A 21,814-nucleotide genomic window follows, 5' to 3' on the forward strand; every position below is an offset into this window, starting at 1 on the left:
CCCGCAACGACTCACGTCTCGGCGGGGTGGTAATACGGGGCGGGAGGGGGCGCGCGCGGCCGTAGGATGGTCAGCATGTCCGACGGCTCCGCGTTCTACATCACCACGCCGATCTTCTACGTCAACGACGTCCCGCACATCGGGCACGCCTACACGGAGGTCGCCGCGGACGTGCTCGCGCGCTGGCACCGTCAGGCCGGCGACGACACCTGGCTGCTCACCGGCACCGACGAGCACGGGCAGAAGATCCTGCGCACCGCGACCGCGAACGGCACCACCCCGAAGGAGTGGGCCGACCGGCTGGTGACGAACGAGTGGCTGCCGCTGCTGAAGACCATCGACATCGCCAACGACGACTTCATCCGCACCACCGACGAGCGGCACGAGAAGAACGTGCAGAAGTTCCTGCAGAAGCTGTACGACGACGGCTTCATCTACGCCGGCGAGTACGAGGCGCTCTACTGCGTCGGCTGCGAGGAGTTCAAGCCGCAGAGCGAGATCGTGGACGGCACGGGGGAGTACGCGGGCCAGAAGGTCTGCGCCATTCACTCCAAGCCGCTGGAGCTGCTGCAGGAGAAGAACTACTTCTTCCGGATGAGCGACTTCGCCGACCGCCTGCTCGCCCTCTACGAGGAGCGCCCCGAGTTCGTGCAGCCGGAGTCGGCCCGCAACGAGGTCGTGTCCTTCGTGCGCCAGGGGCTCAGCGACCTGTCCATCTCGCGGTCGAGCTTCGACTGGGGCATCAAGGTGCCGTGGGACGAGTCGCACGTCGTCTACGTGTGGTTCGACGCTCTGCTCAACTACGTGACCGCGGTCGGGTACGGCCAGGACGACGAGACCTTCGAGCGCCGCTGGCCGGCGACGCACCTGGTCGGCAAGGACATCCTGCGCTTCCACGCCGTCATCTGGCCGGCGATGCTGATGGCCGCGGGCCTGGAGGTGCCGCACCGGGTGTTCGGCCACGGCTGGCTGCTCGTCGGCGGCGAGAAGATGTCCAAGTCCAAGCTGACCGGCATCGCGCCGACGCAGATCACCGACACCTTCGGCTCCGACGCGTTCCGCTACTACTTCCTGCGCGCGATCAACTTCGGCCAGGACGGCTCGTTCAGCTGGGAGGACCTCGCCGCGCGCTACCAGGCGGAGCTCGCGAACGGCTTCGGCAACCTGGCGTCGCGGGTCGTCGCGATGGTCACCCGTTACTTCCAGGGCGTCGTTCCGCCCGCGGTGAGCTACGAAGAGGCCGACCTCCACGTCCAGCAGGTCGTCGCGAAGGCCGCGGCCGACGCCGACGCCGCGATGAGCACGCTGGCGATCCACGACGCGCTCGCCGCGGTGTGGACGGTGGTGGACGAGCTGAACGGCTACATCACGATCCAGGAGCCGTGGTCGCTCGCGAAGGACGAGGCCAAGCGCGAGCGCCTGCAGACGGTGCTCTACACGGCGGCCGAGGGGCTGCGCGCCCTGGCGGTGCTGCTGTCGCCGGTCATCCCCAAGGCCACGGCGAAGCTGTGGACGGCGCTCGGCGTCACCGCGGAGCTCGGCCCGCTGGACGCGCAGCCGCTGCGCAAGGCCGGCGACTGGGGTCGGCTCCCCGCCGGCACCGAGGTCAACGGGCTCGAGGCGCTGTTCCCGCGGATCGAGGCGGACGTGGTGCAGGGGGCATGACCGACCCCGCGTTCATCCGGCAGCGACACGTCACCGACGGTCGCGACCTCGCGTACCCGCCGCTGCCGGAGGCGCTCGTCGTGCCGGTGTACGACAACCACACCCACTTGGAGATCGCCGACGGCGACGACCCGCTCGACTACCGCGAGCAGCTCGACCGCGCCTCCAGCGTTGGTGTACGTGGGGTGGTCCAGGTCGGCAACGACGTGGAGACCTCGCGCTGGTCGGCGGAGATGGCGGCGATCGAGCCGCGCATGCTGGCCGCCGTCGCCCTGCACCCCAACGACGCGCCCGACTACGCCGAGCGCGGCGAGCTGGACGACGCCCTCGCGGTGATCGCCGAGCTGGCCGGGCGCCCGCGGGTGCGGGCCGTCGGGGAGACCGGGCTGGACTTCTTCCGCACGGAGGCGGGGCCGCGGCGCGACGCGCAGTTCGCGTCCTTCGAGGCGCACATCGAGATCGCGAAGCAGAACGGCATCGCCCTGCAGATCCACGACCGCGACGCGCACGCGGCCGTCATCTCGACGCTGCAGCGGGTCGGCGCGCCCGAGCGCACGGTCTTCCACTGCTTCTCCGGCGACGTGGAGCTGGCCGAGATCTGCGCCGACAACGGCTGGTACATGTCGTTCGCCGGCAACATCACCTTCAAGAACGCCCCCGGCCTGCGGGCGGCGCTCCAGTCCGCTCCGCGCCACCTGATCATGGTCGAGACCGACGCGCCGTTCCTCACCCCGATGCCGTACCGCGGGCGTCCGAACGCGCCGTACCTCGTTCCGCACACGCTGCGGGCGATGGCGGAGTACCTGGAGACCGACGCCTCCACGCTCGCGGCGCAGATCAACTCCAACACCGAGCTCGTCTACGGCCGCTGGGACAGCGAGCCCGTCGGGCCGCCGCCGTCGGGACCGATCGGGACCATCGCATGACCGAGCTGCGCCTTCTCGGGCCGGCCGAGATCCGCGACCTGGCCGAACTGCTCGACGTCACCCCGACCAAGAAGCTCGGCCAGAACTTCGTGATCGACGCGAACACCGTGCGACGGATCGTCCGGGTCGCGGAGGTCGAAGCGGACGATGTCGTGGTCGAAATCGGGCCCGGCCTCGGCTCCCTCACCCTCGGCCTCCTGGAGACCGGCGCGCACGTCGTCGCCGTGGAGATCGACGGCCGCCTGGCCAGGCAGCTCCCGGTCACGGTCGAGCAGCTCGCGCCCTCCGCGGCCGGGCGGCTGACCGTCGTGCACCAGGACGCCCTCACGGTGACGGAGCTGCCCGAGCAGCCGGCGCGACTGGTCGCGAACCTCCCGTACAACGTCTCGGTGCCCGTACTGCTGCACTTCCTGCAGACGTTCCCGACATTGCGCTCCGGCGTGGTGATGGTGCAGGCAGAAGTCGGCCACCGCATCGCGGCAGGCCCCGGCTCCAAGGTCTACGGCGCGCCCAGCGTGAAAGCCGCCTGGTACGGCGCCTGGCGCACCGCGGGCAACGTCAGCCGGCAGGTGTTCTGGCCGGTCCCCAACGTGGACTCCGTGCTGGTGGCCTTCGACCGCCGTGCGGAGCCGCGCGGCGACGAGAGCCTCCGCCGGCGCACGTTCGCCCTCGTGGACGCCGCGTTCCAGCAGCGCAGGAAAACCCTCCGCCAGGCGCTCTCCGTCGTCTTCGGCGACCCGAACAGTGCCGCCACAGCCCTGGAGGCCGCCGGGATCAGCCCGTCGCTCCGCGGCGAGCAGCTCCAGCTCGACGACTTCGTGAGACTCGCCGAAACCGCCTGATCCGGGTGGTCCGCGCGCGGGCCCCGCGGTGTGTAGGTTTGAGGCATGGTCGACGCGGGTTCGGGGTGGGACGTGGATTCCGTTCATGTGCGGGCGCCCGGCAAGATCAACGTCTTCATGCGCGTCGGAGCCGTCCGCGACGACGGCTATCACGATGTCGCGACCGCTTACCAGGCCGTCTCGCTCTACGAGGACGTCCGCGCCTACCGGGCCGACGACTTCTCGGTCAGCTTCGCGGGCAGCGTCGACACCAGCGGCCTGGCGACCGACGGAACGAACCTGGCCATCAAGGCCGCCAAGCTGCTGGCCAAGAAGACCGGCCACACCGGCGGCGTCCGGCTGGAGATCGACAAGCACGTCCCGATCGCGGGCGGGATGGGCGGGGGCTCGGCGGACGCCGCCGCGACCCTGGTCGCCTGCGACGCGCTGTGGGGCACCGAACTCGGCCGCGATGAGCTGCTCGCCCTGGCCGCCCGGCTCGGCGCCGACGTGCCGTTCGCACTGATCGGCGGCACGGCGATCGGCACCGGCCGCGGCGACCGGCTCAGCCCGGCGCTGGCGACCGGGCAGTTCCAGTGGGTGCTCGCGCTGCCGGAGGGCGAGCTCAGCACGCCCGCCGTCTACAGCGAGCTCGACCGGCACCGGCAGCGGCATATCGGCGAGATCGCGCCGGCCGAGCGCAGTCCGAGCGTCGACGCGGAGATCCTCCAGGCCCTGCGCGCGGGCGACCCGGCGATGCTGGCCGAGGCGCTCACGAACGACCTCCAGGCGCCGGCCATCCACCTGGCCCCGAGCATCGCGGAGGTGCTGGAGCTCGGCGAGCTCAACGGCGCGCTCGCGGGCATCGTGTCCGGCTCGGGTCCCACCGTGGCGTTCCTGACCGCGGACCTCGACAACGCGCTCGACCTGCAGATCGCGCTGAGCGCCTCCCGGATCCGCGCGGTGCGGGCGACCGGTCCCGTGCACGGGGCGCGCGTCGTCGGTGACTGAGGAGTCGCGCCCGACCCGCCGAGCACGCCCGACCCGCCGAGCACCCCGACCCGCCGAGCACGCCCGACCCGCCGAGCACACTGGGGGGCCGGGCCATGTCGGGCCACATCCCGGCGCTCCAGGTGTACTCGGCGCTGGTGAGGCGCACAGGCGCGCGTTCGGGTCGGCGCCGGAGCCCGAGGACGCCCGATCCGCAGCGCACGTCGGGTTGAGACGATTCGTCAGATTTCTGAGTCGTATCCGTGCGGGTGCGGGTCGGGCATCCCGGGTGAGGACAACGTTAGCGAGCGGGTGCGTGTCCTCATAGTGGAGGACCGCAAAACCGTCAACTCTTGACGGGTCGATCGCTTCTGACGGGCCGGCGGCGGGGGAGGGCGAGCGAGCGCAGCTCCCGGCGGGAGCGCATCCCGAGCTTCGCGAGGATGTTGCGCACATGGAAGTTGACGGTCGTGACGGAGACGTACAGCCGCTCCGCGATCTCCTTGTTGGTCATGCCGGCGGCCAGTGCGTGGGCCACCTGCCGCTCGCGGGTCGTGAGCGGAGCGAGCGGGTCCCCGATGCCGTCGTCGGAGCCGCGGTCGCCGTCTGCCGTGCCGCCCCCGGCGTTGCGCACGGCGTCGAGGTGCTGCACGGTTCGCGCGAGGTAGTTGCTGGCGCCGAGGCGTCGGAAGGTCGTGGCGGCGGCCTCCAGGAGGGTCTCGGCGTCGTCGCGGTCGTCGGTGTTGTCCCGGTCGTCGCCGTCCGCCGCGAGCAGCCGGCCGGCGTCCAGCGCCGCGACCGCCTCGGGGAACGCGAAGCGGCACTCCTGCGCGGCCTCCCGGTACGCGGCCACCGCTTCCGCGGTCCGGCCCTCGGCCTCCAGCACCCGGCCTTCGAGCCAGCGCAGCGAGCCGTAGTAGGGCCGCCACAGCCCCGGTGCGACGCAGCGCTCGTAGGCGGCGCGCGCCTCGGCCGCGCGGCCGAGCGTCGCCAGCGCGTCGACGCGGTAGGTGAGCCAGCCGAGGGTGGAGGCGCGCGTCGCCGCGGCCTCGGCGTCGACCGTCGCCTGGAGCTGCTCCTCCGGCCGGCCGAGCGCGCGGGCGAGCTCGGCCCTGGCGAGGAACGGCAGGTCGCCGTCGTAGGAGCCGATGAACCGCGGATCGGCCCGCGCGGCGGCGCGCAGCCGCTCGCCCACCGGGTCGGCCTCCCCGCGTCCGGCGCGGACCAGGGCGGAGGTCCAGAGCGCGATCGGCCAGCCGGACAGGTCGGTCTCGTCCAGGGCGAGCGCCACGGCCGTGTCGGCCAGCGTGACCGACTCCTCCCACTCGCCGACGAGGAAGAGGATGTGCGCGTAGATCGTGCGGGCGAAACCGGCGGTCCAGCTCGACGGGAACCGGCGGAGGAGCTCGTTCGCCCTGGCCAGGTCGGCCCGGGCGCGCTCGACGTCGCCGCCGAGGATGAACACCCGGGAGCGCGCGACGAGCGCGTCGACGGCGGCGGGGGACTCGTGGTGCGCCAGCACCTCGTCCAGCTCGGCCGTGAGCGGTGCGAACAGGTCGGGCCGGCGCGCGTGCGCGGCCGAGTTGAGCGCCCAGCCGAGCAGCCGGACCAGGTGCTCGTCGGGCTCGGCGAGCCAGCGCAGCGCCGGGTCGGCGACCTCCTCGGGCCGCGGGCACTCCGCGATGTGAACGCGGGCGGTCTCCAGATGGTCGAGGACGCCGGCGAAGTCGCCCATCGCCATCAGCACCTTCGGGATCGCCTCGGCGACGTGGGTGCGGATCGCGCGCTCGTCCGGCGTGGTCGCGGGCGCGGCCTCCAGCTTCAGCGCCAGCTCCAGGGCGCCGGGCACGTCGCGGGAGAGGGTGCGCAGCTCCAGCAGCACCGCGTCGCGCGCGGGCGACGGCGCCAGGGCCTCGATCGCGGGGCGCAGCTCGAGGATCTGCTCGTGCAGCCGGAACCGCATCGCGATCAGTCCCAGCTCGATCAGCGCCCGCTCCAGCTCGCCGTCGGTGGCCAGGTGCATCGCCGAGCGCGCGTAGCTCATCGCCTGCTCGGCGTGGCCCTGGTCGGCGGCGGCCAGCGCGGCGGCGAGCAACTCGTCGACCAGCAGCGGGTCGGCGATGTCGGCGGCCTCCACCCGGTGGCGGAGGGCGCGGTGGCCGTCCAGCACCTCGGCGGCGATCCGGTGGATGGCGACCCGGCGCTCCACGCTCAGCTCGGCGGCGAGCGCGTCGGCGAGCAGCGCGTGCGCCGGCTCCACCCAGAGCACGCCGTCGCGGGCGCGGCCGAGGACGAGCCCGCGGGTCACCGCGCCCGGGAGGTCGAGTTTCGCGCCGAGCCGGGCGGCGATGCTGCCGACGACGGGCGCGGGCAGCGGGTCGCGCAGCACGGCGACGAACTCCGCGGCAGTCCGCACGGACGGGTCGGCGCCCTCCAGCGCCGCGGAGATGGCGGACGCGAGCGGCATGATCGCGGTGTCCGGGAGGTCCCAGCCCGCAGGATGCAGCGCCTGCTCGAACGTGTCGCGGAGCTGGCCGAGCAGCACGCTCAGCAGCAGCGGGGAACCCTGGGTCGCCTCCGTGAGACGGGTCGCGGTGCGGCGGGAGACGGCGTGGCCGAGCAGGTGCTCGGCGAGCTCCTGCGTGTCGGAGACGGCGAGCGGGGTCAGGTCGACGCGGGCGTGGTTCACGGAGGTCGCGGCGAGGTCCTCGAAGAGCGCGGAGACACTGTTGGGCTGCGGGCGCGAGGCCGCCGTGAACAGGAAGCCGCGGTCGGACAGCCGTCGCACGACGAAGCGGAGCGCCCGCGCGGACGGCTCGTCCACCCACTGGGCGTCGTCCACGATGAGGCACACCGGCCCGGCCAGGCCGTCGATCGCGTCGAGGAGCAGCCTCCCGACCGTGAGGGCGTCGTCCTCCGGTGCGGGCGGGCGGATGGTGGCGTCGTTCGCACCCCGCAGCGCAGTCAGCCCGCGCACCAGCGTCTCGACGGTCGCGTAGGCGAGGTCGGACTCGAACGAGTCGGCGCTCACCCGCAGCACGGTCCAGCCGTCCAGCCGCTCGGCGACATCCGCCAGCAGAGAGGTCTTGCCGAGCCCCGCCTCGCCCGTGACGAGCACCGCGCCGCCGCGGTCGAGCGCGCGATGGGCGACGAGCAGCATGGTCTCCCTGGCCCGGTCGCGTCCGAAGAGAGGGCGTACGGTCGCCAGCTCGTCGGTCACGGTCAGCCCCCATCGACCGCGAGGGTCGGGAACGCGCGGTCCTGTGCCTCGATCATCCCACGCGGGGTATCCGGTCGGTTTCCCCCAAGGTGGGGGAGGGGGCGCCGCGACGGTAGGCTGGAACACCGTATGGCTCATCTCCTCGGCGCCGAGTCGCTGCACCTCGAATACCCGACCAGGGTCGTCTTCGACTCGCTGACGCTGGGCGTCTCCGAGGGCGACCGCATCGGCGTCGTCGGGCGCAACGGCGACGGCAAATCCACCCTCCTCTCGCTGCTGGCCGGCCGCGTCGAACCCGACTCCGGCCGGGTCACCCGCCGCCGCGACGTGACGGTCGGGATGCTCGACCAGCGCGACGCGCTGCCGGACGCGCTCACGGTCGGCCGCGCCATCGTCGGCGACCGCGACGAGCACACCTGGGCCGGCGACCCGCGCGTGCGCGACGTGCTCGCCGGGCTCGTCGCCGACGTGCCGTGGGAGGCGACGATCGGCGAGCTCTCCGGAGGCCAGCGCCGCCGGGTGGCGCTCGCCGCGCTCCTCGTGCACGACCACGACATCCTGTTCCTGGACGAGCCGACCAACCACCTCGACATCGAGGGCGTCGCGTGGCTCGCGACCCACCTGAAGCGGCGCTGGCCGGCCGGCTCCGGCGCGCTCGTGGTGGTGACGCACGACCGCTGGTTCCTGGACGAGGTGTCGACGGCGACCTGGGAGGTCCACGACGGGATCGTGGAGCCGTTCGAGGGCGGCTACGCGGCGTACATCCTGCAGCGCGTCGAGCGCGACCGGATGGCGTCGGTCGCCGAGAGCAAGCGGCAGAACCTGATGCGCAAGGAGCTGGCCTGGCTGCGCCGCGGGGCGCCCGCGCGCTCCACCAAGCCGAAGTTCCGGATGGACGCGGCCGCCGCTCTCATCTCGGACGAGCCGGCCCCGCGCGACATCGTCGAGCTCACGAAGCTGGCCACCGCCCGCCTCGGCAAGGACGTCGTCGACCTGATCGACGTCACGGTCGAGTTCCCGCCGAAGACCGTGCTGCGCGACGTCGAGTGGCGGATCGCGCCCGGTGAGCGCACCGGCATCCTCGGGATCAACGGCGCGGGCAAGTCCACGCTGCTCGGCCTCGTCGCCGGCACCGTCCAGCCGACCGCCGGGCGGGTCAAGCGCGGCAAGACGGTCAAGATCGCGACGCTCACGCAGCAGCTCGACGAGCTGGAGACGGTCCGGGACCTCCGGGTGAGCGCGGTCGTCGCCGACAAGCGCACGACCTACCTGGCGGGCGGCAAGGAGGTCTCGCCCGGCCAGATGCTGGAGCGCCTCGGCTTCACCAACGCGCAGCTCTCCACGCCGGTCAAGGACCTCTCCGGCGGCCAGAAGCGCCGCCTCCAGCTGCTGCTGATCCTCCTGGACGAGCCGAACGTGCTCATCCTGGACGAGCCGACCAACGACCTGGATACCGACATGCTCGCCGCGATGGAGGACCTCCTCGACGGCTGGCCGGGCACGCTGCTGGTGGTGTCGCACGACCGGTACCTGGTTGAGCGGGTGACCGACCAGCAGTACGCGGTGCTGGACGGGGCCTTCCGGCATCTGCCGGGCGGGGTGGACGAGTACCTGCGGCTGCGGCGCGACCGCGCGGCGGCGCCTGCTGCGGTCTCTGCCGTGGCTGCGCCCGCTGCGGCCCCGGCGCTGTCCGGCGCCGCCCTGCGCACCGCCGAGAAGGAGCTGGCCTCCATCGACCGCCGCCTCACCAAACTGGCCGGCCAGGTCGCCGAGCATCACGAGTCGATCGCCCGCCACGACCAGAGCGACTACGTCGGCCTCGGCCGCCTCACCGAGGAGCTGCGCACCCTGGAGGGCGAGATCGCCGACCAGGAGACCCGCTGGCTCGAGCTGAGCGAGCACCTCGAGGGCTGACGCGCGCGTCGCCAACGGAGGACATCCACCCCGCCCCGCCGCCCCACAGCAGCCACCGGAGGACGTCCCGCCCGCTCCGCTCCCGATCTCCTCCGCTCCCGCCGCCCGCGTCGGCAACGGAGGAGATCCAGAGGTCCAGGCCCCGGATATCCTCCGTTAGCTGCTGCGGGGCGGAGTGTCGGCCGCGATCTCCTCCGTAGCCAACGCATCGAACAGCTCCATTCGCACGTTGTAGTACGCGTCCGAGGGGCCGAGCCGGCGCATCCCGATGCGCTCGCAGACGCGCTGGGAGGCAGCGTTGTCCGGGTACGTGAACGCGATCACCCGGGGGAGGTCGGCGAGCGCCGCCACAAGCAGTGCGCGCGCCGACTCCGCCGCGTAGCCGTGGCCCCAGTGGTCGGGGTGGAAGTGCCAGCCGATCTCGGTGTCGCCGGACGGCCGCAGCGGCTCGGCACCCGATGCCGCGATGGGCTGCAGCATGACCGTGCCGACCGGCGACCCGTCCGCCAGCTCCACGACCCGGAACGCCCGCAGGTCGTCCTCCAAAGCCTGCAGCCGCGCGATGCGCCGGGCAGCCTCCACCCGCTCGGTCATCACGGCGGGGGTGCGGCCGAGGAACCGCGCCACCTCCCACTGCGAGTAGAGGTCGAAGGCGAAGCCGGTGTCCTCCTCGCTCCACGGGCGCAGGACGAGCCGGTCGGTGGTGAGAGAGGTGGGGATGCGCACCGAAACACCATAATGCGTCCGCATCCGACGGGTTATCGGAGGACATCCACCGCGGTAAGCCGCCGCGCAGCAGCTAACGGAGGACATTCACCGCGGCGCGCCGCCGCGCAGCAGCCAACGGAGGACATCCGGGCCTCCCCGACGCCGATCTCCTCCGTTGGCCCCGGCGCGCCCCGCGTCGGCAACGGAGGAGATGCGGTGGCGCGGGCCGCGGGTGTCCTCCGGTAGCAGCCCCGGGGCGGAGTGCCGGGCGCGATCTCCTCCGTTGCCAACGAGCCGCGCGCGGGGCCGCGGATTAGACTCACCCGCATGCCGACCCACACCGTCGTGAATCAGGCCGCCGACCCCGTCCTCAACCAGTCCCCACCGCGCGTCGGCCTGGACGAGTTCGCCGCGAACCTCCCGCTGCGGGAGGCCGTCGAGCGCTACGACGCCGACTGGGCCGTGTCCGACCTCGGCGCGGTCGGCCGGCTGGTCGGGTCGGCCGAGTTCCAGGCCGACGCCGAGCGGGCGAACGTGCGCGAGCCGCAGCTGCGGACCTTCGACCGGTGGGGCGCCCGCATCGACGAGGTCGACTACGACGAGAGCTACCACCGCATCATCCGGCAGGCCGTCGCCGCCGGGGCGCACACCTCCGCCTGGGCCGAGCCGCGGCCCGGCGCGAACGTCGCCCGCGCCGCGACCTTCATGCTGTTCGCGCAGGTCGAGCCCGGGCACGCCTGCCCGATCTCGATGTCGCACGCGGCGGTCCCGGCGCTCGCCGCCTCCCCGGAGCTCGCGGCCGAGTGGGTGCCGCGGCTGCTGTCCTGCGAGTACGACGGCCGGCTCGGGGCCGGCAAGCCGTCCGCGCTGTTCGGGATGGCGATGACCGAGAAGCAGGGCGGCTCCGACGTGCGCGCCAACACCACCCGGGCGCTCGCCGACGGCGACGGGCGCTGGCTGCTGACCGGCCACAAGTGGTTCTGCTCGGCGCCGATGTCCGACGCGTTCCTGGTGCTGGCGCAGACCGCGGGCGGCCTGAGCTGCTTCGTCGTGCCCCGGGTGCTGGAGGACGGCAGCCGCAACGTCTTCCTGATCCAACGGCTGAAGGACAAGCTCGGGAACCGCTCGAACGCCTCCAGCGAGATCGAGTTCGCGGACACGGTCGGCTACCTCCTGGGCGAGGAGGGCCGCGGCGTGCCCACCATCCTGGAGATGGTGAACCGCACCCGGCTCGACTGCGTGCTCGGCAGCGCGGCGGGGATGCGGCAAGCCGTCGCGGAGGCGGCGTGGCATGTCCGGCACCGCGCGGCGTTCGGCCGCCGGCTGGTCGAGCAGCCCGCGATGACGGCCGTGCTCGCCGACCTGGCGCTGGAGTCGGAGGCGGCGACGGCGGTCGCGCTGCGGCTGGCCCGCGCGCACGACGACGACGCCCCGGAAGCCGAGGTCGCGTTCCGCCGGCTGGCCACGGCGGTGAGCAAGTACTGGGTCTGCAAGCGCGGTCCCGGCCACGTCTACGAGGCGATGGAGTGCCTGGGCGGCAACGGCTACACGGAGGCGTTCCCGCTGGCCCGGCGCTATCGGGAGCAGCCGGTGATGGCGATCTGGGAGGGCTCGGGCAACGTGATCGCGCTGGACGTGCTGCGCGCCATCGGACGCGACCCGGCGAGCGTGGCGGCGTTCGACGCCGAGCTCGCGACGGCCCGCGGGACGCACGCCGCCTACGACGCGCACCACGACCGGCTGCGCCGCGCGGTGGCAGACGCGGACGAGTCGTCGGCGCGGCGGCTGGTCGCTGGGCTCGCGGTGGCGCTGCAGGCGTCGCTGCTCATCCGGCATGCGCCGCCGGCGGTCGCCGATGCGTTCGTCGCGGCGCGACTCGGGCCGGATCGCGGGTCGCTGTACGGAGAGCTGCCGGCGGGCGTGGACACCGCGGGGATCGTCGCGCGGGCCTGAGCGCGTCGGCCTGAGCGCCTCGCGCCTGATCGCGGCGGCCCGAGCGCGCCGGCCCGAGCGCCTCAGGGAGTCCAGTCGAACAGCCCGCCGAGCAGCCCGGCCGCGTCGAACGCCGATCCCACCGCATCCACCACGCTCCCGATCGCGCCGACCACGTCCACGATGTCCCCGAGCGCAGCAGCGGCGTTGAGGATGTCCGCGGCCGACTGCGCGACGCCGCCCAGCCCGGCGAGGAGCTCCGCGTCGAGGGCGCGGTAGTCGACGGCGATCACCTTCGTCCACTCGCGCTCCATGCCGAAGATCACGGCATACGGGAGGAGCCGCTCGTGCAGCTTCAGGCGCACCGCGTCGCCCTCCGGGCCGGCGGGCAGTCCCACGGCCCCGTGCGGGGACTGGAGCGTGCGGAGCCGGTCGGCCTCCGCGAGCCGCATGTACTGGCGGAGGCCGTCGAGGTGCGTCCGGCGTGCGGTCGCGCCGGCCGTGAACCGGCGCGGGCTGACGCGCGCGGCCACGACGATCTCGGCGACCAGGAGGGCGACCGCGGCCGTCGCGAGGACGCCGAGGAGGAGGCCGCCGGCGAGGAAGGCGATCAGAGCGACGGCCACGGCGATCAGGAGAACGACCATGCCGGTCTGCATCAGCACGGGGCCGGCGATGCCGTCTGTGGCCAGCAGCCCTGCGCGGCGCAGCTGGGAGGCATGCCACCGGATGAGGTCGCGCACCCGGAAAGCGGTCTCGTCCCTGTGCTTCGAGAGTCGGCGGCGCTTCCCACGGCTCGAGGCGAAGAGGGCGTCGAGCAGGACGAGGTCGTCGCGGCTGAGCGCGTCCGGCTGCGGGACCTCGATCGCGATCGTGGGACGCTTCCGCCCCCGCTTCCGCTTCGGCGCCGTCTCAGTGAGCAGCCGCACGCGCCCGCGCACGGCGAGGTCGAGCAGCGCGGCCGCCACCGCCCGCTTCTCCCGGCCCGCGAGGAGGGCGTCGTCGATCACGTTGGAGCCCCGCAGCGGCAGGTACTCGACGATGAGCGAGCGCGGCGATTGTGCGGTGCCCCAGGCGACGACGGTCGCGGTGAGCAGCAGCGCCGCCGCGAGGAGGAGCAGCGGCGCACCGAGGATCATCCCGTCAGCTTAGGAGCAGGCCGACGGGGAGCGCCCGCCCCGGTTCTGGGGTGGCGACGCTACTCGGCGGCCGCGGTCAAGAGAAAATGCATGATGTCAGTAGTTAGGCATAGTCTTCTGACATGTCCATCCTCGAATTCGTCGTCTGGAAAGGAAAAGATAGCCAGTGACGCTCGTTCCCGATCCGTGGTGGCTCAGCGCAGGTCTCGCCGCCGTGCTCTTCCTGGACGCGATCGCCTCCATTCGCCCGCCGACGTTCATCCGGGTGTGCCTCGACGGTGTCAACTTTCCACGAGACTGGTGGTGGTCGTTGATCGTGATCAAACTGGCCGCCGCAGGAGGTCTGATCGCCGGATTGTGGATGCCGGGCATCGGACTTGCGACCAATGCGGCCGTGATCCTCTATTTCCTTGCCGCGTCCTATGCACACATTCGGGCCCGGTTCCTCAAGCACGAGTTCTGGGTGAACTGTCTCGGCATGCTCGTGCTCGCCCTGCTCGCGCTCGTGTTCGGATTCCTGGTCTGAGGCGCACGAGCGAGGAGGCGATCACGCCTCCGCGCAGGGAGCGACGATCACTCGGCCGCAGCCGCCCCCGATGCCGCCTCGGCGGCCGACGCCACCTCGGGTGCGGCCACCGCTTCGGGCGCGTCCGGCGCGTCGAGCGCGATGGCCGCAGGGACGCTGGCCTCCACCTCCGGAGCCGCCGCCACAACCGGCTGCGCCCCGATCGCCCGGTAGAACTCGCCCACGGCTTTCCGGTTGTACCCGGCCCAGTCGAACGCGCCGGCCGGGACCTCGCCGCGCAGGAACGCGCGCATCCCGTCGGCGACGCCGTCGACCGACTGTGGGACGACCAGGCCGGTGCCAGCCGGGAGGGCGTTCTTCGCCGACGCGAACTCGACCGTGACGATGGGGAGGTCGAGGACGAGCGCCTCCAGGATGACCATCGGCTGGCCCTCGTAGTCGCTGGACAGCACGAAGCAGTCCGCCTTCGCCATGATCGCGTGCGGGTTGCGCTGCATCCCCGTCAGGTAGACCGAGCCCTGCAGGCCGAGCCGGGCGACGATCCCCTCCAGGTGTTCCTGGAGCGGGCCGGCGCCGACGAGGACCAGCCGGGTCTTCGGGTTCTCGGCGTGCACCTGCGCGAAGGCGCGGATGAGGCGTTCCTGGTTCTTCTCCGGCGACAGCCGGCCCACGTTGACGAAGGTGGTGACGTCGTCGGCCGGCGCGAGCAGCGTCTCCGCCCAGTCGGGGACGCTTCCGGCCTCCTCGTCGAAGGCCTCCCTGCGGAGGTCGCCCTTCGCGTTCTGCAGGATGTGCTCGGCGTCCACGGTGTTGAGGGCCGACAGGAACTTCTCCGGCGGCGCGAACTCCGCCAGCGACGCCCGGTTCACGTCGGACAGCGTGGGGGAGACCGACACCAGGTGGTCGTACTGCGCGTACAGGGTGAAGAGCTGGGTGAGCGAGTGCAGCATCCGCTTCTCGCCATTGACCTCGCGGTGCGCGTCGGAGGCCAGGTCGTTGTGCAGCCAGATCGCGCGCTGCGCGTCGGGCGAGTGCAGCAGCAGGATCGCCCAGAACGGCCCGTAGCCGGAGAAGTCGACCACGTAGTCGAAGCGGCTGTCGCCGAAGCAGCGGTACCACTCGTCGTCCCAGAGCTGGTTCGACGCCGCGGTCTCGGCGTGCTGCGCGGTGCGGCCGCGCCGGAAGTCGAGGTGCCGGGCGAGATGCCGAAGCTTGGCGCCGTTCATCCCGCCGACCCGCGGGAACTGGCGGACGGCCGGGTGGATCTGCTCCTGCTTGCCGATCGCCGCCGTCGAGTTGCTCTGCGCGAAGAACGCCGACACGTCGTAGCGCTCGTGGTCGAGGTTGTTGAGCAGGTTGAGCGCGGAGGTCGTGATGCCGTTCGGGCGCATCCCGCCCAGGTACAGCAGGATCTTCTCGCGGCCGTCGTCGTCCAGCGAGGTGCGCAGCCGGTAGCCCTCGCGCACGCCGCGGAAGACGATGTCGACGATGCGCGCGGCGGCCGAGCCGTCGTCGTACGGGGTGAACCGGTGCTGCATCGCCAGATACCGCTCGCTGGCCTCGGAGGGCACCCGGTCGCCGTCCTCGGCAACGGCCGCGAGCGCGTCGCCGAGCTCGCCGGCCGACATCAGGACCGGGCCGGGCCACTCGTCCGGCTCGAAGTAGAGGCCGCGCGTGCCGGCGTAGTCGGCGAGGTCGGGGGTGAAGAACAGGATCGGCCGGCCGGTGCGCAGGAAGTCGAAGAAGATGCTGGAGTAGTCGGACACCAGGATGTCGGTGGCGCCGAGCACGAGGTTGGTCGGGATCTCGTTGGGCACGAGCATCCGCGCCAGCTCCGGGCGGTCGGCGGCCAGCGCGTGCACGCTCTGGTGGGTCTTCACGAGCACGGCGTACCGGCTGGTGTCGATCCGCTCCTCCACCTGAGCGATGTGGGCGAGCATCGCGTCGAGGTCGTCCTCGGGCCGGCCGAACACCTGGCCCTTCCAGGTCGGCGCGTACAGGACGATCTTGCGGTCGCCGAGCGGGATGCCGGACGCGACCAGGCGGCGCCGCACGTCCTCCCGCTGGGCGTCGTCCAGGAACTGCCGGTCGAGACGCGGGTAGCCCTCCTCGACGATGGCGCCGCGGTAGAGGCCGTCGAGCTTGTACCCGGTGCGGTACATCTGGTCGGTCATGAACTCGTTGGCCGCCAGCAGGTAGTCGGCCTGGACGAAGTTGCGCACGATGTTCGCGGTCGCGAGTGCGCCGCCGTCGATGTCGTAGCCCATCCGCTTGAGCGGTGTGCCGTGCCAGGTGTTCAGGTACACCTGCCCCGGCCGCTTGGAGAAGTCGTAGGGGAAGGTCGCGTTGTTGACCAGGTACTGGCTGGTGGCGAGCGCGCGGTAGTACGCGGCGGAGCCGTAGCGCACGAAGGTCACGCGCGGGTCGTCGGCGAACTCCTCGACGGCCGCGCGGTACTGGTGCAGGTCGGACAGCGCCCAGATGTGGGTGAGGTGCTTCAGGTCGGGCGCGGCCAGGAGCTCGCGGAACAGCGCCTCCGGGTTGTCCAGCATCCCGTTGCCGGAGAACGACTCGTAGAAGACGGAGCCGAGGACGAGCGGCTGCCGGCGCCAGTGCGCGTGGATCTCGAAGCGGGCGGCGCGCTTCACTCGGGAGGGGAGGCGCTTCAGGGAAAGTCTCATCGCCGACGAGTTTATGAGAGCGGGATAGTAGACACCTGAAAGGGCGCGAAGCCTGCACCGTGAGCGCGGCCGGTCACGCTCCGGCGTCGAAGCCGAGGCTGAGCTTGCGCAGCAGGCCGGCCAGCCGCTCCTGCTCGACAGGGGAGAGCGCCTCCAGGAGGTCGGCCTCCGCATCCACCAGTCGCGTGATCGCGGCGTCCACGCGAGCCAGGCCCTGCGTCGTCATCTGCACGAGGATGCCGCGGCCGTCGTTGGGGTCGGTGCGGCGCTCGACCAGGCCGCGGGCGACGAGGCGGTCGATCCGGTTGGTCATCGTGCCCGACGACACCAGGGTCTGCTGGAGGAGCGACTTGGGGCTGAGCTGGAACGGCGACCCCGCGCGGCGCAGCGCAGAGAGCACGTCGAACTCCCACGAGTCGAGGTCGGAGCGGTCGAACGCGCCGCGGCGGGCGCGGTCGAGGTGCCGGGAGAGCCGGTCGACGCGGGAGAGCACCTGCAGCGGCGCGAAGTCGAGGTCGGGCCGCTCGCGCAGCCAGGCGCCGACGATGCGGTCGACCTCGTCGCGCGCGCCGGTGCGCGCCTCCGGGTCCTGTGCCTCCGCCATCCCCCCATGCTATTGGGCGGGGGCATGCGATTGGGCGGGCCCTCCGCTCGGCGGCGGCATCCGCCGGGTCTGGCAGACTGTGTGTGCGCGTTGCGCGGTCCGCCTTGGTGTAATGGCAGCACGACAGCCTTTGGAGCTGTTAGGTCCAGGTTCGAGTCCTGGAGGCGGAGCGACGTCTCCGACCCGACCTCTGCCTCCAACCCGCCGGGAGAATCATGACCGATCAGAATCTCGCCATCGTCGTCCTCGCCGCCGGCCAGGGCACGCGGATGAAGTCCGCGACGCCCAAGCTGCTGCACCCGCTCGGCGGCCTCCCGATCGTCGGCCATGTGCTGGCGACCGCCCGTGAGCTCGACGCGGCCAGCGTGGTCGCCGTTGTGCGGTACGAGCGCGACCGGCTCGCCGAGGTGATCGAGGCGGACCTGCCGGAGGCGGTCATCGTGGACCAGGACGAGATCCCCGGCACCGGCCGCGCGGTCGAGCAGGCCGTCGCCGCGCTGCCCGAGGGCTTCGCGGGCGATGTGCTCGTGGTCAACGGCGACGTGCCGCTGCTCGACGCCGCCACGCTCCGCGGGCTGGTCGCGGCGCACCGTGAGGGCGGGGCTGCGGCGACCATCCTGTCGTCCTTCCCGGCCGACGCCACCGGGTACGGCCGCATCGTCCGCACCCTTGAGGGCCACCTCGACCGCATCGTGGAGCACAAGGACGCCACCGAGGCCGAGCGCGCCATCGGCGAGATCAACGCCGGCATCTACGTCTTCGGCGCCGCGGCGCTGCGCGACATGCTCGCCAACGTGACCACCGACAACGCGCAGGGCGAGAAGTACATCACCGACGTGATCGGGCTGCTGCGGGAGGCCGGCTTCGACGTCGACGCCCTCCCGGTGTCCGAGTCGTGGCTGGTCGAGGGCATCAACGACCGCGCCCAGCTCAGCGAGGCGGCCGCCCGGCTCAACGCGCTGGTGGTGCGCACCTGGCAGCTGGCCGGCGTCACCGTTCAGGACCCGGCGACCACCTGGATCGACGTGAAGGTCGTCCTCGAGCCCGACGTCACGATCCTCCCCGGCACCCAGCTCCGCGGCGCGACCGTCGTCCGCACCGGCGCCGAGATCGGCCCGGACACCACGCTGGTCGACACCGAGGTCGGCGCCGGCGCGACCGTCAAGCGCACCGACGCCACCCTCGCCGTGATCGGGGACGGCGCGACGGTCGGCCCGTTCTCCTACCTCCGGCCCGGCACCATCCTCGGCGAGAACGGCAAGATCGGCACGTTCTCCGAGACCAAGAACGCGGTCATCGGCGCGGGCACCAAGCTGGCCCACTTCAACTACGTCGGCGACGCCGAGGTGGGGGAGAAGGGCAACCTCGGCGCGGGCGTCATCACGGCCAACTACGACGGTGTGAACAAGCACCGCACGGTCATCGGCTCGCATGTACGGATCAGCACGAACACCGTGCTCGTCGCGCCCGTTAGGATGGGTGACGGAGCGTACACCGGAGCCGGAACGGTCGTCCGGAAGGACGTTCCACCTGGGGCGCTCGCCATCACCGTCGCGCCGCAGCGCAACATCGAAGGCTGGGTCGCGCAGAAGCGGCCGGGCACCGAAGCCGCTCGCGCCGCTGAACAGAGCGGTGCGACGGAAGAGAGCGGAGAGTAAGTGTCAGGGATCACTGCCAGCGGCCAGAAACGACTCGTTCTGATCTCGGGGCGTGCGCATCCCGAGCTCGCTGAGCAGATCGCCGAGCACCTCGGCAGTGAGCTGGTGCCCACCGACTCCCGCACCTTCGCGAACGGCGAGATCTACGCGCGCTTCGACGAGAGCGTGCGCGGGTCGGACGCCTTCGTGATCCAGTCGCACACCTCCCCGATCAACGAGTGGCTCATGGAGCAGCTCATCATGGTGGACGCCCTGAAGCGCGCCTCCGCCAAGCGCATCACCGTCGTCGCCCCCTTCTACCCGTACGCCCGCCAGGACAAGAAGGGCCGCGGCCGCGAGCCGATCTCGGCCCGGCTGGTCGCCGACCTGTTCAAGGCCGCCGGCGCCGACCGCATCATGTCGGTCGACCTGCACGCCGCGCAGATCCAGGGCTTCTTCGACGGCCCGGTCGACCACCTCTTCGCCATGCCGGTGCTGCTGGAGCACATGCAGCGCGAGCTCGACCCGTCGACGCTGACGGTCGTCTCGCCCGACATGGGCCGCGTGCGCGTCGCCGACATCTGGAGCGACAAGCTCGGTGTACCGCTCGCGATCATCCACAAGCGCCGCGACCCGCTGGTGCCCAACCAGGTCTCCGTGCACGAGATCGTCGGTGAGGTGAACGGCCGCGTCTGCCTCCTCGTCGACGACCTGATCGACACCGGCCGCACGATCGTGAAGGCGGCGGAGGCTCTGAAGGCCGCCGGGGCGATCGGCGTCGTGGTCGCCGCGACCCACGCCGTGTTCAGCGACCCGGCCGTCGAGCTGCTGCAGTCGGAGGCCATCGACTCGGTCGTGGTCACCGACACGCTGCCGCTGCCGCAGCACAAGCGCTGGGACGGCCTCACCGTGCTGCCGATCGCGCCGCTGCTCGCGAACGCGATCCGCGAGGTCTTCACCGACGGCTCTGTAACGTCGATGTTCGACGGCGCCGCCTAACCCCTCCCGATCCATCCGCCGAGGGGCACATTGTTGTCACTTTTCACGCCGAAAAGTGACAACGACGTGCCCCTCGGTGTTGGTCAGGGGAGGGTGTGCGGGGCTGAGGGGATGAGGCCGAGCGGGGCGACGAAGGTCGCGTCGCCCTCGGTGTTCAGCGCGTAGCACTGCCAGCCCGGGCCGGCGGGCGCGAACAGCTCGAAGCGGGCGGACGACGTGACCGAGTCCGGCTGGTAGTGCCGGGCGTAGACGTCGCAGGTGTAGTTCGCGGTGTCGGTCTGGATGCTGATCGTCAGCATGATCCCGGGCAGCAGCAGCGCCGTGAGCGCCACGACCACGAACACACGCGTCGCGATGGTCCGCCTCCGCCCGCGCAGCGGACGGTCCGACGGGTCGTACTCCGTCAGCTCCGGATGCTCCTCAAACGTCACGCTTACGAGTCTGAAGGGCGCATCCCGCGAACGCAACACACGCCGAAGGGCACGTCGTTGTCACTTCCGAGCTCGGAAAGTGACAACAACGTGCCCTTCGGCGGTGTGGGTGGGGCTAGTGCGAGGAGCCCTCGGTTTCGATCTCGGTGCGGTCGGCGGACCAGAGGGTGTGGAAGGTGCCTTCCTTGTCGACGCGCTTGTAGGTGTGCGCGCCGAAGAAGTCGCGCTGGCCCTGCACGAGCGCGGCCGGGAGGTGGGTGGAGGCGAGCGAGTCGTAGTACGACAGCGCCGAGCCGAAACCGGGCACCGGGACGCCGGAGAGCGCCGCGGTGGCGACGATGCGGCGCCAGGCGGCCTCGCCCTCGCGGACGGCGTCCGCGAAGTACGGCGCCTCCAGCAGGGTCGCGATGTCCGGGTTCTCGTCGTAGGCGTCCGCGATGCGGTTGAGGAACTGGGCGCGGATGATGCAGCCGCCGCGCCAGATCTTGGCGATCTGGTCCTTGTTGATGTTCCAGCCGTACTTCTCGGCGCCGGCGATGATCGCATCGAAGCCCTGTGCGTAGGCGACGACCTTGGAGGCGTAGAGCGCTTTCGACACGTCGTCGGCGAACGCTGCCACGTCGGCGGCCTTCTGCACCTCGGGCCGCGACTGGATGGTCGCCTGCACGGCCGCACGCTGCGCGGGCTTGGAGGACACCGCGCGGGCGAACACGGCCTCCGCGATGCCGCCGACCGGGATGCCCAGGTCGAGCGCGTTCTGCACGGTCCAGACGCCGGTGCCCTTCGAGCCGGCCTGGTCGAGGACGATGTCCACGAACGGCTTGCCGGTCTCGGCGTCCACCTGGCGAAGCACCTCGGCGGTGATCTCGATCAGGTACGACTCCAGGTAGCCGTTGTTCCACTCGGAGAACACGTCCGCGATCTGCGCCGGCTCCAGGCCACCGACGGTGCGGAGGAGGTCGTACGCCTCGGCGATGAGCTGCATGTCGGCGTACTCGATGCCGTTGTGGATCATCTTGACGAAGTGGCCGGCGCCGTCGGTGCCGACGTGGGTCACGCACGGCTCGCCCTCGGCGACCGCGGCGATGGAGGCGAGGATCGGCCCGAGGGTCTCGTACGACTCCGCCGAACCGCCCGGCATGATCGAGGGGCCGTTGAGCGCGCCCTCCTCGCCGCCGGAGATGCCCGCGCCGACGAAGTGGATGCCGGTCGACGCGATGCGCTTCTCACGCTCGATGGTGTCGTGGAAGTTCGCGTTGCCGCCGTCGACGATGATGTCGCCCGGCTCGAACCGCTCCACGAGCTGGTCGATGACGGCGTCCGTGCCCCGGCCGGCCTGGACCATGATGATCGCGGTGCGCGGCTTGCTGAGCGACGCGACGAAGTCGTCGATCTGCTCGGAGGAGACGAAGCCGGCCTCCGGGTGGGCGTCCACCAGCTCCTCGGTGCGGGCGTAGGTCCGGTTGAAGACGGCGACGGTGTTGCCCTCGCGCGACGCGAGGTTGCGGGCCAGGTTCGACCCCATCACAGCCAGACCGACGACTCCGATGTTGGCCGGTGCGTGGTTCTCGGGCACGGAGGACTCCTTCGTTGAGATGGTTTGCGTCCAGCGTAGCCGCCC

At 71.8% G+C, this 21,814-nt stretch carries 16 protein-coding genes and 1 tRNA gene; 10 read left to right on the plus strand and 7 right to left on the minus strand.

Annotated elements, in window-relative coordinates; translation table 11 throughout:
- The first annotated feature begins 75 nt into the window (after positions 1 to 75).
- From metG to ACFRFH_RS19235, 4 genes are read left to right on the plus strand one after another with little or no spacing between them, the layout of a single operon-like run.
- Positions 76 to 1,665, plus strand: coding sequence for a methionine--tRNA ligase (gene metG / locus ACFRFH_RS19220; protein ID WP_382464592.1), 1,590 nt, complete (start codon positions 76 to 78; stop codon positions 1,663 to 1,665).
- Positions 1,662 to 2,591 (plus strand): TatD family hydrolase, encoded by a 930-nt coding sequence (locus ACFRFH_RS19225; protein ID WP_382464593.1) that lies wholly within the window; start codon positions 1,662 to 1,664, stop codon positions 2,589 to 2,591. Before metG ends, ACFRFH_RS19225 begins: the two co-directional genes overlap by 4 nt.
- On the plus strand, positions 2,588 to 3,433 hold the full coding sequence (gene rsmA, locus ACFRFH_RS19230) for a 16S rRNA (adenine(1518)-N(6)/adenine(1519)-N(6))-dimethyltransferase RsmA (protein ID WP_382464594.1): 846 nt from the start codon (positions 2,588 to 2,590) through the stop codon (positions 3,431 to 3,433). Before ACFRFH_RS19225 ends, rsmA begins: the two co-directional genes overlap by 4 nt.
- Before the next feature lie 45 nt (positions 3,434 to 3,478).
- Positions 3,479 to 4,423, plus strand: a complete 945-nt coding sequence (locus tag ACFRFH_RS19235; protein WP_382464595.1) for a 4-(cytidine 5'-diphospho)-2-C-methyl-D-erythritol kinase — start codon at positions 3,479 to 3,481, stop codon at positions 4,421 to 4,423.
- Positions 4,424 to 4,748: 325 nt separating this feature from the next.
- On the opposite strand, the gene ACFRFH_RS19240 is transcribed toward ACFRFH_RS19235, so the two are convergent.
- Complete coding sequence (locus ACFRFH_RS19240) at positions 4,749 to 7,622, minus strand: LuxR C-terminal-related transcriptional regulator (RefSeq protein ID WP_382464596.1); 2,874 nt, start codon at positions 7,620 to 7,622, stop codon at positions 4,749 to 4,751.
- 129 nt (positions 7,623 to 7,751) lie between these two features.
- Between ACFRFH_RS19240 and ACFRFH_RS19245 the strand changes: the two genes are divergently transcribed.
- Positions 7,752 to 9,536: an ABC-F family ATP-binding cassette domain-containing protein gene (locus ACFRFH_RS19245; RefSeq protein WP_382464597.1), complete on the plus strand. Its 1,785-nt coding sequence runs from the start codon at positions 7,752 to 7,754 to the stop codon at positions 9,534 to 9,536.
- A 156-nt stretch (positions 9,537 to 9,692) separates the two neighbouring features.
- Here the strand turns inward: ACFRFH_RS19245 and ACFRFH_RS19250 are convergent, their stop codons facing one another.
- Positions 9,693 to 10,262 (minus strand): GNAT family N-acetyltransferase, encoded by a 570-nt coding sequence (locus ACFRFH_RS19250; protein ID WP_382464598.1) that lies wholly within the window; start codon positions 10,260 to 10,262, stop codon positions 9,693 to 9,695.
- Between the two features lie 309 nt (positions 10,263 to 10,571).
- Between ACFRFH_RS19250 and ACFRFH_RS19255 the strand changes: the two genes are divergently transcribed.
- Entirely contained in the window at positions 10,572 to 12,197 is a 1,626-nt protein-coding gene (locus ACFRFH_RS19255) for an acyl-CoA dehydrogenase family protein (RefSeq protein WP_382464599.1), read from the plus strand.
- A gap of 62 nt (positions 12,198 to 12,259) precedes the next feature.
- Here the strand turns inward: ACFRFH_RS19255 and ACFRFH_RS19260 are convergent, their stop codons facing one another.
- Positions 12,260 to 13,315 carry a DUF2207 family protein gene (locus tag ACFRFH_RS19260; protein ID WP_382464600.1) on the minus strand — a complete coding sequence of 352 codons (1,056 nt, stop codon included), beginning with the start codon at positions 13,313 to 13,315 and terminating at the stop codon, positions 12,260 to 12,262.
- 166 nt (positions 13,316 to 13,481) lie between these two features.
- Between ACFRFH_RS19260 and ACFRFH_RS19265 the strand changes: the two genes are divergently transcribed.
- The gene (locus tag ACFRFH_RS19265) at positions 13,482 to 13,841 is read left to right on the plus strand and encodes a DoxX family protein (protein WP_382464601.1); all 360 of its coding nucleotides are present in this window, start codon (positions 13,482 to 13,484) and stop codon (positions 13,839 to 13,841) included.
- Between the two features lie 47 nt (positions 13,842 to 13,888).
- Here ACFRFH_RS19265 and ACFRFH_RS19270 read toward each other — a convergent pair whose 3' ends face one another.
- The gene (locus ACFRFH_RS19270) at positions 13,889 to 16,522 is read right to left on the minus strand and encodes a CDP-glycerol glycerophosphotransferase family protein (RefSeq protein WP_382464602.1); all 2,634 of its coding nucleotides are present in this window, start codon (positions 16,520 to 16,522) and stop codon (positions 13,889 to 13,891) included.
- A gap of 73 nt (positions 16,523 to 16,595) precedes the next feature.
- Positions 16,596 to 17,126 (minus strand): MarR family winged helix-turn-helix transcriptional regulator, encoded by a 531-nt coding sequence (locus ACFRFH_RS19275; RefSeq protein ID WP_382464603.1) that lies wholly within the window; start codon positions 17,124 to 17,126, stop codon positions 16,596 to 16,598.
- A 98-nt stretch (positions 17,127 to 17,224) separates the two neighbouring features.
- Between ACFRFH_RS19275 and ACFRFH_RS19280 the strand changes: the two genes are divergently transcribed.
- The 3 genes from ACFRFH_RS19280 (at position 17,225) to ACFRFH_RS19290 (ending at position 19,762) form a co-directional block, all read left to right on the plus strand.
- Positions 17,225 to 17,296, plus strand: a tRNA-Gln gene (locus tag ACFRFH_RS19280).
- Between the two features lie 45 nt (positions 17,297 to 17,341).
- Complete coding sequence (gene glmU, locus ACFRFH_RS19285) at positions 17,342 to 18,784, plus strand: bifunctional UDP-N-acetylglucosamine diphosphorylase/glucosamine-1-phosphate N-acetyltransferase GlmU (protein ID WP_382464604.1); 1,443 nt, start codon at positions 17,342 to 17,344, stop codon at positions 18,782 to 18,784.
- Positions 18,785 to 19,762: a ribose-phosphate diphosphokinase gene (locus ACFRFH_RS19290; protein WP_382464605.1), complete on the plus strand. Its 978-nt coding sequence runs from the start codon at positions 18,785 to 18,787 to the stop codon at positions 19,760 to 19,762. It begins immediately after the preceding gene.
- A gap of 83 nt (positions 19,763 to 19,845) precedes the next feature.
- On the opposite strand, the gene ACFRFH_RS19295 is transcribed toward ACFRFH_RS19290, so the two are convergent.
- Together ACFRFH_RS19295 and gndA are read right to left on the minus strand one after the other, a co-directional pair.
- A complete protein-coding gene (locus ACFRFH_RS19295) occupies positions 19,846 to 20,193 on the minus strand; it encodes a hypothetical protein (protein ID WP_382464606.1) in 348 nt (115 codons plus the stop codon).
- Between the two features lie 115 nt (positions 20,194 to 20,308).
- Positions 20,309 to 21,718: an NADP-dependent phosphogluconate dehydrogenase gene (gene gndA / locus ACFRFH_RS19300; protein ID WP_382464621.1), complete on the minus strand. Its 1,410-nt coding sequence runs from the start codon at positions 21,716 to 21,718 to the stop codon at positions 20,309 to 20,311.
- Positions 21,719 to 21,814 lie beyond the last annotated feature (96 nt).

This window comes from Leifsonia sp. NPDC056824, from assembly GCF_042789575.1.
Taxonomy (GTDB): domain Bacteria; phylum Actinomycetota; class Actinomycetes; order Actinomycetales; family Microbacteriaceae; genus Leifsonia.